Genomic DNA, 13,886 nt, shown 5'->3' with positions numbered 1-13,886 from the left:
GTGTTTTAAGTGCCTTTTTGCGACGAAGGCCCGGAACTTTCCGGGCCTTCTGGTCTTTTCAGAGCAGCGCTTTTTCAGCGCTGCGTGTTATTCATCGCGCTCGAGCACGGCAGCGAAGAAGCCGTCCGTGTTGTTCACGTGCGGCAGGAGCTGCATGTAGCCCTCGAAGCGCTCGAGCTGGCCGGGACCGAAGTGAATCCCCTGCTGCTCGAACACTTCCTTCACGGGAACGAGACGCCAGCCTGGATTGGCCGCGAGGAAGGCCTCCACGACGTCCTGGTTTTCGCGCTTCAGAAGCGAGCAGGTCGCATAAACGAGGCGTCCGCCCTTCTTCACGAGCTTCGCTGCGCTCGCGAGCACGCTCTTCTGGATGGCGTTGATGCGCTCGAGCTCCTCGGGCGAAAGACGCCACTTGAGGTCGGGGTTGCGCCTCAGCGTTCCCGTGCCCGTGCAGGGGGCATCGACGAGAACGCGGTCGAACTTGCCGTTCAACCTCCTCACGCGCTGATCCTGTTCGCTTCTGATCGCGATCGGATGAACGTTCGTGAGGCCGGCGCGGCGCATGCGGGGAGCGAGCCCAGCGAGGCGCTTCTCATTCACGTCGAAGGCGTAGAGACTGCCGGTCGAGCGCATGAGAGCGCCCAATGCAAGAGTCTTGCCGCCCGCGCCCGCGCAGAAGTCGCAGACCATCTCGCGGCGGCGGGGCGTGAGGAGGCGCGCGATCAGCTGCGAGCCTTCATCCTGCACGTCGACGAGGCCGTCCTTGTAGATCGGCCAGCGGGTGAGGCCGGGCTTTGTCGGAAGACGCACGCCGTCGGGCGAAAGCGGCGTCGGGAGCGCCTCAACGCCGTTCTTCGCGAGCTCGGCGAGCACTTCCTCGCGCGTCGCCTTCAGGAGGTTCACGCGAAGATCAAGCGGAGCGCCCTCCGTCATCGCGCGGTAGAGGTCCTGCGAATCCGGGTACTGCGCCTCAATCAGGTCGAAGAGCCACTGCGGAAGCTCGGCGCGCACATGCGCGGGCGCTTTTTCTGCATCAAAGGCGAGGACATTCTTCAGGGGGCCTTCCTCGGAGCCGATGGCGGCGGGCGAAATCGCTTCGATGCCGTGCTGACGGGCAAGGACGGCAAGGGCCGCAAGCTTCGGCGCGCGGTCCGGATGCACCGGACGCATGGCGGCGCGAAGCGTGCCGTAGCGGCGAAGCGCATCGTAGATGCCTTCGGCGATGATGCCGCGGTCGCGCATGCCGAGCTGCGGGTTGCTCTTGAAGAAAAGCTTCATCAGTACGTCGGCCGGGCCGTCGAACTTGAGAATCACCTTGAGCGCGCGGGCGAGCTCGTCAACGATCAGGGTCGTCACGCGGACGCGGCCGGGCGCGCGGGGCGCCATGCGGTGTTCGGGAGTCTTCGGGCCCGAGTGCTTTACGAAGCCTTCGCGGGCGCGCTCCTCGCGGCGGCGCTTGTCGGCGGCAATCTGGCGTTCAGTGCGGCGGCGGCCCGGTTCGGCGCGCTCCGTACGGCGGGGCTTCTGCATTTCAAAGGCGCGGCGCCGGGGATGATTTTCAGGCATGTTCTGTCTCGGTCAGGGGGACGTTGGGAGGAAGCGCCTTCGCTTCACTGAGCGTCCCGAAATAAATAGGGTTCAGAGCGGAAAGCGTTATTCCGCGTAAAAGACGGCAAGTTCGCGCGCGGTGGCGTCGTCCATCACGGCGCGGCCGTCAACGAGCTTCACGCGGCCTTCGGCAACCGCCTTCACGCACTTCGGATACACCTTGTGCTCATAGGGAAGAAGGCGGGCGGCAAGCGTATCGGGCGTGTCGGTCGTCATCACCGGCACCACGGACTGACCGATGATCGCGCCCCCGTCGAGAACGGCGGAGACGAAGTGCACGGTCGACCCGTGAACGCGGCAGCCCGCTTCAATGCAGCGGCGGTGCGTATCGAGCCCCGGGAAGAGGGGCAGGAGCGCCGGGTGAATGTTGAGAATCTTTCCTTCCCAGCGGGAAACGAAGCCCGCCGTCAGGATGCGCATGAAGCCCGCGAGCACGATGACGGCGGGTTCATAGGGCTCGATCTGACGCGCGAGCTCTTCTTCAAAAGCCTCGCGCGTGGGGAAGGCCTTGTGGTCGACCGCAAAGGCGTCCAGGCCTTCGGCGCGGGCAGTCGCGAGCCCCTTGGCGTCCGGGCGGTTCGAGAAGACCGCGGCGATTCTGAGGCCGGCGGCTTCCCAGTTTTCAGCGCGCGCCGTACGCAGGATGGCTTCAAAATTGCTTCCGCGGCCGGAAAGCAGAATGACGATGTTCTTCATGAAAGAGTCCCCGCACGGGCGAGAAAAGAAATGGAGGGTATGGAGTGGGCGGACATTCTAAGCGCGCGGGCGCTTTCGGATTGCCGGGAGCCCGGGATTAATTCTCTGCGTCTTGAGTGAAATCCCCTAGTCACTCTGGCCTCGATTCAGAATCAGAGCGGGTCGGGAGGGCAAAACTCTGCTTCCGGGAGAAGTGCCAGCCGCTCAACAGTATAATTTTTCGCTCCAGAAATTCCTTTTTATTCCGTCATTCACATGCACGTTTTCCGCGGTCTCCCTGATCCCCGCCTGCGCGTTCCGAGCGCCATCGCCATCGGCAATTTCGACGGCGTGCACACGGGCCACCAGGCGCTTCTTCACGGCATGGTCGATGCCGCCAAGGATCGCGGTCTCGTGCCTTCCGTGCTTACGTTCGAACCCCATCCGCGGGAATACTTCCCGCATCTTGATCCGGTTCCGCGCATTTCGACGCTTTTCGACAAGGTGAAGCGCATTCTCGACTGCGGCGTGGAGCGGATCTACATGCTGCCCTTCAACGAGCGCATTGCCCGCGAAGGGGCGGAGCACTTCGTGAAGGAGGTGCTCGTCAACGGGCTCGACTGCCGCTGGATCACCGTGGGCGAAGACTTCCGCTTCGGGAGCGGCCGTGCGGCCGATGCCCATGACCTCGTGAATTTCGGAAAGGAACATCATTTCGAAACGTGGATTTCGCCGCTCCTCTTTCACGGCGAAAGGAAGGTGAGCTCCACCCGCGTGAGGGAAGCCCTGGCTGCCGGGGACTTTTATGAAACGGCCCTCATGCTCGGGCGCCCCTACACGATGTCGGGCCGCGTGATTCACGGTCAGGCGCTCGGGCGCACGCTCGGCTACCCCACGCTCAACATTGCTCCGATTCCGCCCGGAAGCCGTGCGCGTCCTGCGCTCTCGGGCGTCTTTGCCGTTCGCGTCGAGGGGATTCTCCCGGGCGCGAGCATTCCGGGCGTTGCTTCTCTCGGGCTTCGCCCGACGGTGACGAGCTCAAAGCGCTGGCTCCTTGAGACCCATCTCTTTGACTGGCACGGCGACGCCTACGGCAGAAACATCTGCGTTCGCTTCATAGAGCGAATACGTGCGGAACAGAAATTCAGCGGCCTCCCCGAACTTACGGCCGCCATCAGAAACGACGCCGCCCGCGCGCGTCAGATTCTCGGGCTTGCCCCGGGAACGCCTGAGTGAATTCCAAAGGGAGAGATCCCGGACTCATGAAAAGAGTCCGCCAACGGATCTCTCCCGAAACGGAAGTCTCAGGCGGCAACAGAAGCACGGGGATTTTTCCTTGAAACCAACTGAACGCACTCACGCGCCGCGTCCCGCATCAGGGGCCGCCCGCAGCGTTCGACCTGAAGAGCCCGAGGGGGCCAGGAGTTTTGACCAAAATGGCACAAGCTGACGATAAGAAGTATCCGCTCAACCTGCCGGATACACCCTTCCCGATGCGAGGGAACCTCCCCAAGCGCGAACCGGGCTGGATTCGCGAATGGGATGAAAAGAAGATTGTCGAGCGCATTCTCGACGCACGCCGCGACGCGAAGAAGTTCATTCTTCACGACGGCCCTCCCTACGCCAACGGCGCAATTCACCTCGGTCACGCGGTCAACAAGATCCTGAAGGACATGATCGTCAAGGAGAAGACCCTCGAAGGCTTCTGCGCGCCCTACGTCCCGGGCTGGGACTGCCACGGCATGCCGATCGAAGTGCAGATTGAAAAGCAGCACGGCAAGAACCTCCCCGTCGACAAGATGCAGTCGCTCGCCCGCGCCTATGCGATGGAGCAGTCGAAGCTCCAGCTCGCCGACTTCAAGCGCCTCGGCGTTCTCGGCCTCTGGGACAATCCGTACCGCACCATGCGCTACGACACGGAAGCTGCTGAAATCCGTGCGCTGCGCCTCATCATGGAAAAGGGCTACGTCTACCGCGGCCTGAAGCCCGTCAACTGGTGCTTTGACTGCCAGAGCGCGCTCGCTGAAGCGGAAGTCGAATATAAGGACAAGGAGTCGCCGATGCTCGACGTCGCCTTCGCCCTTACGGACGAAGACCACGAGCGCGTCGAGAAGATCTTCGGCATGAAGATCGAAAAGCCCTGCTCGATCGTCATCTGGACGACGACGCCCTGGACGATCCCCGCCAACCAGGCGCTCAACATGCACCCCGAGCTCGAGTACGCTCTCGTCGACTGCGGCGACCGCTACCTCATCCTCGGGAAGGACCTGACGGAAGAATGCCTCAAGCGCTACGGCCTGACAGGCAAGGTTGCCGCCACCGCCATGGGCGCCGAATTCGAGGGCGTGCGCTTCAAGCACCCGCTCTACGACATGCACGAGGGCTACCGCCGCTACTCGCCCGTCTACCTCGCCGACTACGTTGAAGCCACGTCCGGTACGGGCATCGTGCACTCGGCTCCGGCCTACGGCGTGGACGACTTCGTATCGTGCAAGAAGCACGGCATGACGAACGACCAGGTGCTCAACCCGGTGATGGGCGACGGCACCTATGCCGAATGGCTTCCCTTCTTTGCCGGCATGAACATCTGGCAGGCCAACCCCAAGATCCTCGACACGCTGCGCGTTGCGGGCGCTCTTCTCTCCTCCGGGAAGATGACCCACAGCTACATGCACTGCTGGCGCCACAAGACGCCGCTCATCTATCGCGCGACCGCCCAGTGGTTCGTCCGCATGGATGCGCCCGATGAGGATACGAAGAGCGTGCTCGGCCTTCCCTCGTCCGAAAAGACGCTCCGCGAAGCGGCGCTCGAAGGCGTGAAGGCGACGAAGTTCTTCCCCGAGTGGGGCATCAACCGCCTCTACGCGATGATTGAAAATCGTCCCGACTGGTGCATCTCGCGTCAGCGCAACTGGGGCGTGCCGCTTCCCTTCTTCCTTTCGAAGTCGACGGGCGAACTTCACCCCGACACGCTCGAAATCATGAAGAAGGTCGAGAAGCTCGTCGCTGAAGGCGGCATCGAAGCCTGGGCCAAGGTGAAGCCCGAGGACCTCCTCGGCGAGGACGCCAAGGACTACGTGAAGTCGACCGACATTCTCGACGTCTGGTTCGATTCGGGCACGACCCACTACACGGTGCTCCGCGGCTCCCACAAGGACATCCTCTCGTGGCCTGCCGACCTCTATCTTGAGGGCTCCGACCAGCACCGCGGCTGGTTCCATTCGTCGCTCCTCACGGGCACGATGCTCGACGGCCGTCCGCCCTACAACCAGCTTCTCACCCACGGCTTCTGCGTCGATGAAAAGGGCGAGAAGATGTCGAAGTCGAAGGGCAACATCGTCCGTCCGCAGGAAATCAGCGACAAGTTCGGCGCTGAAATTCTGCGCCTCTGGGTTGCCTCCACCGACTACTCGGGCGAACTGCGCCTCGGTCCGACGATTCTGAACCGCGTCGTGGAATCCTACCGCCGCATCCGCAATACGCTGCGCTTCCTCCTCGCCAACACCTCGGACTTCGACTACTCGAAGGAAGCCGTGGCGCTTGACGACATGCTCGAACTCGACCGCTGGGCGATCGCCTATGCGGAAGACTTCCAGAAGCGCGTGCTCGCCGAGTACAAGGACTACCGCTTCCACAACGTGGTGACGCTCCTGCAGACCTTCGCCTCGACCGACCTCGGCTCCTTCTACCTCGACGTTCTCAAGGACCGTCTCTACACGACGGCCCCGAAGAGCCTCGCCCGCCGTTCGGCTCAGACCGCGCTCTACCTCATCACGAAGATGCTTCTGCGCCTCATCGCGCCGATCCTCTCCTTCACGGCCGAGGAAGCCTTCAAGGTCTTCTCGCCCAACAAGGCCGAGACCATCTTCGTCGAAACCTTCGAGCACCTCCCCGAAGTGGGCGGCGACAAGGATCTCCTCGACAAGTGGGCGAAGATCCGCGCCGTCCGCGCCGACGTTCAGAAGGCGATCGAAGACGAGCGTGCGAGCGGCACGATCGGGTCGTCCCTCCAGACGACAGGCGAAATCGCGGCGCCCGCGGGCCTCTACGAGGTTCTCGAATCCCTGGGCGACGAACTCCGCTTCGTGATGATCATGTCCGAAGTGAAGCTCGTGAAGGCCGAGGGTGACGAGGTGAAGATCACCGTTCGTCCGTCGGAAGAAAAGAAGTGCGAACGCTGCTGGCACTACGTGCCGGGCGTCGGCAGCAATGCCGAACACCCGACCCTCTGCCCGCGCTGCGTCTCGAACCTCTTCGGCGCCGGCGAAAAGCGCCTCTTCGCGTAAATGGCTCAGAGAGTTGACATGAAGCGCGCCGCCCGACCGGCCCCCGGCCGGGCGACGCCCCTGAAATTCAGCCTCTGGACGCTCTTCGGGTTTGTCGTTCTCTCGCTCGACCAGGCGACCAAGTTCTGGTTCGAGCGGGCGTTCGACCCGGGCGACATTCATCCGGTGCTGCCGGGCTTCAACCTGGTGCTCGCCCACAATTACGGCGCGGCCTTCTCATTCCTTGCTGAAATGGGCGGCTGGCAGCGGTGGGTGCTCTCCGCCTTTGCGCTCGTCGTCGTCTTTGTGGTGCTCAGAATGCTCTGGCGCCACAACGCACGGTTTCTCTTCAGCCTCTCCCTCACGCTCATCGGCGCGGGGGCGCTCGGAAACCTCTGCGACCGGATGACTTCCGGGTACGTGATCGACTTCCTCGACTTCTACTGGAGAAACTGGCACTGGCCCGCATTCAATGTGGCCGATATTGCAATCTGCATGGGAGCCGCGGGCATCGTCATCGATGAATTCCGTCACGTGAATAAGGAAAAATAGGCTTTTGCCAAAGCTTTTCCCTTCGAAAGCGCTTTCTTCCATCCCGGAAGGAGGCGCTTTTTGTTGCCAATTTTCGTGCAGAAAAGGACTGCCTCTGACGACCTCTTTCAGGCAGAATTCAAGCATTTCTTTCATCTGTCAGCCGTCAGGGGAATTCATGCTCCAGGGCAAACGCATCACGCTTATCGTTTCGGGCGGCATTGCCGCCTTCAAGAGCTGCGAGGCAGCGCGTCTTCTGATGAAGAGAGGCGCCGAAGTTCAGGTCGTGCTCACCGAACACGCCGCGGAATTCGTGACGCCGCTCACCTTCGAAGCGCTCACGGGCAAGCCCGCGCTCACGACCGAATGGGCGAAGAACCCTTACTCCGTGATGCCCCATATTGAGCTTTCCCGCACGTCGGACCTCATTCTCGTGATGCCCGCTACTGCGAACCTCATCGCCAAGGCGGCAAACGGCATCGCCGACGACCTCGCGAGCACGCTCATTGCCGCGAGACGCTCTCCGATCGCCTTCGTCCCGGCCATGAATCAGGCGATGTGGGCCAATCCCGCCTTAAAGCGCAATGTGGAGCACCTGAAGCTTGACGGCGCCGCGTTTTTCGGCCCCGTCGAAGGCCTTCAGGCGTGCGGCGACAAGGGAGCCGGGCGCATGATGGAGCCCGCCGAAGTCTGCGAGCTTGCGGACGCCCTCTTTTCGCCCAAGACGCTTGTCGGGAAGCGCGTCATCATTACCGCCGGCCCCACCTACGAAGCGATCGACCCGGTGCGCGGCGTCACCAACCGCTCGAGCGGCCGCCAGGGCTTTGAAATCGCGCGCGCCGCGAGAAATGCGGGCGCCGAAGTCACGCTCATCGCGGGACCTGTCAGTCTCGCGACGCCCGTCGGCGTGCGCCGCATTGACGTGGTTTCCGCCCGGGACATGGATCAGGCGGTTCAGACCGAGCTCGACCAATCCCCCTGCGACCTCTTCATCGGCGTTGCCGCCGTCGCCGACTGGCGTCCGGGCGCGGTGTCGATGCGCAAAATCAAGAAGGATGCTTCCGGCCACTCGGCGCTTCAGGACCTCCTCTGGAGCGAGAATCCCGACATCCTCGCCCGCGTGGGCGAGCGCCCCGGTGCCCCGGTCACGATCGGCTTCGCCGCGGAGACGGCAGAGGGCGCAACGCTCACTGCTTTTGCGCGCGAGAAGCTGATCCGCAAGCACGCCGCGCTCATCGTCGCCAACGATGCGCGCTTCGCGCTTCATTCCGAAGAAAATGCCATCCGCATCGTGAGCGCCTCTGAGGAGGAGCATTTCGGCCCTGCTTCCAAGCGCGAGTGCGCTGAATTCATTGTGGCGGCAGCTGCACGGGAGCTCGCGCGCCGTGGATAATTCCACCTTCGATTCACATTGAAGCCGACACGGAATTCACAGACACCATGCTCATCGACCTCAAGATTCTTGACGAACGCGCCCGCGAACATCTTCCCAAAACGGCAACGCCGGGCTCCGCCGGCGTCGACCTGCGCGCCATTCTGGATGCGCCGCTCGTGGTTGCCCCGGGCGAAACGAAGCTCCTTCATACGGGTCTCGCCATTCACGTCGCCGACCCGGGCTTTGCCGCGCTCATTCTTCCGCGCTCCGGCCTCGGACATAAAAAGGGCATCGTGCTCGGCAATCTCGTCGGCCTCATCGACAGCGATTACCAGGGCGAACTCATGCTTTCCATCTGGAACAGAAGTTCCGAACCCTATGAAGTGACGCCCTTCGAGCGCCTCGCGCAGCTGATCGTCGTCCCGGTCGTTCAGCCTGAGTTCCGCATCGTCGAGTCCTTCGACGCCTCCGAGCGAGGCACGGGCGGCTTCGGCTCCACGGGCGTTGAATAAACACCTCAATGCAGAGCGCATCAACGGGTTGAAGCGCTCAGCATTTCTTCGGCAGGGAAGTGCTGCGAACCCGCTTCAGCACTTGCTTGCCGCGCAGTCCTGAGGCCGCTCAAGCCGATGCCGGCCGCACCGGCATCGGCTGAATCCTGCAGGCAAAAGAAAAACAACTGAGGATTACTCTCTTCAATCCGGAAAAATTTTATTTATCAATCAAAGGCTAACAAATATTTAATAAAATCTTTAATTATTATCCCATCTATGGATCCTTCTGCCATAGGACTCATCGTAAGAAGGAATTTCGGGTAGTTGTCCTTGATTTTCTGAAGCGGGGCAAGCTCCCGCGCCCGGCTCTCATCGGTGAGCAGGTAGCAGACCTGGATGTAGATCTGCTCTTCGCGCTTCCTGGCGATGAAGTCAACCTCGAGCGCATCGAGCTTCCCGATGGTCACGTCGTATCCCTTCTGCCTCAGATTGAGATAGACGATGTTTTCGAGAAGCCCGGCGATGTCGCCAGGGCGGAAGCCGACCACCGCATTGCGAATGCCGGTATCGCAGACAAAAATCTTTTCCTGCGTCTCGAGAAGTTTTTTGCCCTTGAGGTCGAAGCGGCTCGCCTTCTCAATGATGAAGGCGCGCTCGAGAAAGCTGAGGTAGTTGTATACGGTTTCCGTGCTGAGCTTTCTCCCCTGGCTCTTCAGAAAGTCCGATACAGTCTTCGCGGAAAATGGGCTTCCAATATTATCCATTAAAAACATGATAATTCTTGAGAGGAGCTCGACATCCCGCACCTTATTGCGCTGCACGACGTCTTTGAGCAGCACGGCGTCGAAGATGTCGCCCAGGTACTGCATCCGGGCTTCCATGCCGCCGCTGATCTGGTGCAGCCCCGGGAGGCCTCCCTGACGGACAAAGGCGTCGAAAGCCTTCTGGAGGTCGCACGATTCGATCTTCAGGCCGTTAAAGAGCAGAAATTCCGCAAAGCTCAGCGGCCAGACGCGGATTTCGACGTAGCGCCCGGCAATGAGCGTTGCAAGCTCACCGGACAGGAGCCTTGCATTGGAGCCGGTAATGGTAATGTCGGCATTGAGATCCACCCGGAAAGCGTTGACGGCCTTCTGCCAGCCTTCCACTTCCTGAATTTCATCGAAGAGAAGATAGACCTTTTCTTTCGTCTCCCCGGCATTCGCCATGACGCGCTTGTAGAGCGCCATATAGTCGAGCAGATCGGCATTAGCGAGAGATTCAAAATTGAAGCTGAAGATTCTTTCAGGGGGTACGCCGCTATTGAGCAATGCATCCCTATAGAGCTCAAGCAGCGCGCTTTTCCCGCAGCGGCGCATTCCCGTAATCACCTTGACGACGGGACTGTCTCTGAACTGAAGAAGTTGTTCGAGGTAGAGCGGGCGCGGATACATATGCATGAGATCAAAAGAAATTCTTTTATAAAAGAATTTTACTGCATTTATTCGATATTTTTCTCTTATAAAAGAATTCTCATAATAATCAATATAAAAACCGCAGATTCCAGCGAAGAGAATCTGCGGTTCTTCCTGTTGAGAAAGGCCTTCGGGAGCAGAGATCCGAAGCCTTCCTCATGCGAATCACGCGTCAGGCCTGAAGCACGCTTTCAGGCTGATCGTAGACGTAAACGCGCGGCAGCGCCTTCGTCCACTTTTCCACCTCGACGAGCGCAGTCGAGGCGATGTTGCCGCAGGCGAGCGACGACGTCGGTTCGTCCATCGTGAGCGTATTGGAGTTCCCATGAACGTCGACGCGGAGTCCGTCGATGTCGAGAGGGGCGAACCAGGCGCCATGATGCACGACCACAACGCCCGGCTGCACGCGGTCCGTGACGTAGACGCCCGCAAGGAGCGCGCCGCGGTCATTCTTCACGAGCGCGACGTCGCCCGACTTCAGGCCCCTCGCCTTCGCGTCCGCAGGGTTGATCCAGCAGGGTTCGCGGTCGTTGATGTTCGCGAACTGGTGGCTCACCGTGCCGTCGAGCTGGCTGTGCATGCGGTAGCGGCTCTTGCAGGCCATGAGGGCGAGCGGATGCGCCTTGGTCTTCGTGTTGACGCCTTCGGTCGGCACAAAGTACGCGGGGTGCCCCAGGCAGTCCTTGTAGCCGTAGGAGGCGATCTTCGGCGAATAAAGCTGAATGAGGCCGCTCTCGGTTGCGAGCGAATTCGCCTTCGGATCCTTGCGGAAAGCCTCGTAAGCCACAAAATTGCGGTCCTTTTCGGCCACGTCGAAAAGGAAGTAGCCCTTCTTCCAGAATTCTTCGAAAGCGGGGAGCTTCACGCCGATGCGTTCGCCCATCTTCTGCGATTCGCCGTAAAGACGCTTGATCCAGCCCATCTCGTCGAGACCTTCGGTATAGGCCGCTTCAAGGCCCATGCGCTTCGCAAGTTCACTGAAGATCCAGTAGTCGGGCTTCGATTCCCACTGCGGCTCAATCGCCTGCTGCATCGCCACGAGACCGTCGTTCGAATAGGTGCCGATGTTGGTGATGTCGTTGTGTTCGAAGACCGTTGCGGCCGGAAGCACGATGTCGGCGTGACGCGCCGTCGCCGTCCACACCGTATCGGTGACGACAACCGTTTCGGGCTTCTTCCAGGCGCGTTCGAGCTTCATCGTGTCGGGCTGGTGCGCAAAGGGATTGCCGCCCGCCCACATGACGAGGCGGACTTCCGGATAGGTCACCTTCGTGCCGTTGAAGTCGATGGTCTTGCCGGGATTGAGGAAGCAGTCGACAAAGCGCGCGACCGGAATCGTCTGGCTGCCCTTCCAGGGCAGAGTCGACGGCTTCACGGGCTTCACGCCGCTTGAAATGCCTCCGAGGAACGGTCCCGTGCAGAGGGGCGAGCCGCCGTTGGAATAGTGATAGTTGGTGCCGATGCCGCCGCCCGGAAGGCCGATCTGACCGAGCGCCGCCGCGAGCGCAAAGCCCATCCAGTGCGACTGTTCGCCGTACTGAATTCGCTGGATGCCCCAGCCCATCATGATCATCGTGCGGTGTTCCTGAAGCTCGTGCGTGAGGCTCACGATTCTTTCGGCCGGCACGCCGCATTCGCGGGCGGCCCAGGCCGGAGTCTTCTCGACGCCGTCGGTCTTGCCGGTAATGTAGTCATGGAGTTCCGGCCAGCCCGAGCAGCACTTCGTAAGGAACTCGGTGTCAGCCTTCTTTGTTCTCACGAGTTCGTGGAGCATGCCGAGCATCATGGCGCAGTCCGTGCCAGGGCGCGGCGCGATCCATTCGGAGCCCAGATATTCCGCGGTGTCGGGCTTCAGCGGATTGATGGCGATGGTCTTCGTTCCCTTTTCCTTCAGCGCGCGGAAGTAGCCGTAGCTGTTGTGAAGGGTCGTGAGCCAGTCGATGTCGTTCGTCACGATCGGGTCGCACCCCCAGAGGACGACGCGCTCGGAATGCTTCATCACCACGTCCCAGCTCGTCGAGCGCGGGTCGCCCGTGCCGACGACGTAGGGCAGGATGCGGCTGATGGCGGCCGTCGAATAGCTGTTGATGCACTGGATGAAGCCGCCTCTCAGATTGAGAAGACGCTGCTGGAGGTTGATCGCGGCATTGACCTTGCCCGTCGACATCCAGCCGTAGGAACGGCCGAAGACGGCGCTCGGGCCATAAGCGTCGTAGACGCGGTTCATTTCCTTTGCGACGAGATCAAGAGCCGTCTCCCAGGAGACGCGCACGAACTTCTCTTCGCCGCGGTGTTCGCGGCTCGCGGGGCCGTTCCTGAGATACCCCTCGCGCACCATCGGGTAGCGGATGCGGGAGGAGGAATAGGGAAGCTCGCAGAGACCGTTCATGTTGACGGAGGGTGCGTAGTCGTGCTCGAAGGGCGTGAGGTGCGTGAGCTTTCCGCCCTGAACATGCGCGCGTACGACGCCCCAGCGGGACGCCGTGATCACTTCGTTTTCGTCGAGCGTCGACTTTCCGAGGCAGAAGGTATTGGAGAGCTCCAGGTCCTTCTTTGTCGGAACGGAAAGCGGCTTCTCGCGGAACTGTGCGGCGCTCTTAACCGCCGCGGGATTCCCCGGTTCAACCGGAGCGGGCTTCGCGGCCGCATTCGTCTGAGGCACGAAGGCGGCAGCCGTGCCGGCAGCGCCGGCGGCGAGGAAGTTTCTGCGTGTGAGACGGGACATAGCAATTCCTTTTTGTTTTTGGAATGGAATGTCGAAAACTTTACGGTTCTCGTCTCTCTCGCCTCAGATGAGAATTGCTCTCGATTGATTCAGATCGAGCTCATCGCCCGATCTTAACCGAGTGTTATTCCTCAAATGAATAGCGGCTTCAGGCTTCCGCCTCATCGTCCCCTTCCTCGTCATCGTCGCCGAAGAGCTCCCGGTCGAGCGCTTCATGTTCGGCGAGCGACATGCCGCGCGCCTGCTGCATGCCGAGGTCTCCCTCGAGCACGCGGATTTCCGGACGACGGCCGGCGTGGAGCGTGAGCTCAACATTCGCGCCGAAGGCTTCAGGCATGCCGGGAATGTCGTTTGCGAGGCGTCCCGCAATCACGCGGCCTTCGACGGCCTCGGTCTGAAAATCCCTCACATAGGCGTCGTGGTCGCCCGCAGCGACCTCCGCCCAGACGCCCCAGGTAAAGCTTCCGTCCTCTTCCGTGAAGGGGATTTCAATAACGCCGAAGAGAAACTTCTCGCCCGTTTCGAGGGCCGCAAAGTCCTCGTTGAACTTTCCCGCGCGGTAGCGGTTGACGTAGTCGAGCTGCCAGAGGCAGTCGGGAAGCTTCATCTGAATGTCGCGGCAGAGTTCGTCTTCATTCGCTTCGGGCGTCTCTTCATAGTCTTCAGTCATGGCATTGCTCCGGAAATCCGTACTTTTGAAAGTGTCCCGAAACTATACCTGCCTCGCGAAGCGCATACTTGAGAGAAATCCTTTTCCCC

At 61.0% G+C, this 13,886-nt stretch carries 10 protein-coding genes; 5 read left to right on the top strand and 5 right to left on the bottom strand.

Features of this window, described 5'->3' with window-relative positions; translation table 11 throughout:
* Positions 1-87: 87 nt before the first annotated feature.
* Together Q0106_RS07375 and purN are read right to left on the bottom strand one after the other, a co-directional pair.
* On the bottom strand, positions 88-1,566 hold the full coding sequence (locus Q0106_RS07375) for an RsmB/NOP family class I SAM-dependent RNA methyltransferase (RefSeq protein WP_297610980.1): 1,479 nt from the start codon (positions 1,564-1,566) through the stop codon (positions 88-90).
* A gap of 87 nt (positions 1,567-1,653) precedes the next feature.
* The gene (purN, locus tag Q0106_RS07370) at positions 1,654-2,304 is read right to left on the bottom strand and encodes a phosphoribosylglycinamide formyltransferase (protein WP_297610977.1); all 651 of its coding nucleotides are present in this window, start codon (positions 2,302-2,304) and stop codon (positions 1,654-1,656) included.
* A 255-nt stretch (positions 2,305-2,559) separates the two neighbouring features.
* Between purN and Q0106_RS07365 the strand changes: the two genes are divergently transcribed.
* From Q0106_RS07365 to dut, 5 genes are all read left to right on the top strand, one after another.
* Positions 2,560-3,519 carry a bifunctional riboflavin kinase/FAD synthetase gene (locus Q0106_RS07365; protein WP_297610974.1) on the top strand — a complete coding sequence of 320 codons (960 nt, stop codon included), beginning with the start codon at positions 2,560-2,562 and terminating at the stop codon, positions 3,517-3,519.
* 200 nt (positions 3,520-3,719) lie between these two features.
* Entirely contained in the window at positions 3,720-6,569 is a 2,850-nt protein-coding gene (gene ileS, locus Q0106_RS07360; protein ID WP_297610971.1) for an isoleucine--tRNA ligase, read from the top strand.
* Positions 6,570-7,100 carry a signal peptidase II gene (lspA, locus tag Q0106_RS07355; RefSeq protein WP_297610968.1) on the top strand — a complete coding sequence of 177 codons (531 nt, stop codon included), beginning with the start codon at positions 6,570-6,572 and terminating at the stop codon, positions 7,098-7,100.
* A gap of 157 nt (positions 7,101-7,257) precedes the next feature.
* Positions 7,258-8,472, top strand: coding sequence for a bifunctional phosphopantothenoylcysteine decarboxylase/phosphopantothenate--cysteine ligase CoaBC (gene coaBC / locus Q0106_RS07350; protein WP_297610965.1), 1,215 nt, complete (start codon positions 7,258-7,260; stop codon positions 8,470-8,472).
* Positions 8,473-8,519: 47 nt separating this feature from the next.
* A complete protein-coding gene (gene dut / locus Q0106_RS07345) occupies positions 8,520-8,966 on the top strand; it encodes a dUTP diphosphatase (protein ID WP_174857865.1) in 447 nt (148 codons plus the stop codon).
* 206 nt (positions 8,967-9,172) lie between these two features.
* On the opposite strand, the gene Q0106_RS07340 is transcribed toward dut, so the two are convergent.
* The 3 genes from Q0106_RS07340 to Q0106_RS07330 all read right to left on the bottom strand — a co-directional run bounded on the left by Q0106_RS07340 (position 9,173) and on the right by Q0106_RS07330 (position 13,797).
* Positions 9,173-10,387, bottom strand: coding sequence for an ATP-binding protein (locus Q0106_RS07340; protein ID WP_297610960.1), 1,215 nt, complete (start codon positions 10,385-10,387; stop codon positions 9,173-9,175).
* Between the two features lie 187 nt (positions 10,388-10,574).
* Positions 10,575-13,127: a molybdopterin-dependent oxidoreductase gene (locus Q0106_RS07335; protein WP_297610958.1), complete on the bottom strand. Its 2,553-nt coding sequence runs from the start codon at positions 13,125-13,127 to the stop codon at positions 10,575-10,577.
* 148 nt (positions 13,128-13,275) lie between these two features.
* Entirely contained in the window at positions 13,276-13,797 is a 522-nt protein-coding gene (locus Q0106_RS07330; RefSeq protein WP_297610956.1) for a DUF2199 domain-containing protein, read from the bottom strand.
* Positions 13,798-13,886: the final 89 nt, after the last annotated feature.

Source organism: uncultured Sutterella sp. (assembly GCF_937923675.1).
GTDB lineage: Bacteria > Pseudomonadota > Gammaproteobacteria > Burkholderiales > Burkholderiaceae_F > Sutterella.
This window is presented reverse-complemented; position numbering and strand designations above follow the sequence as displayed.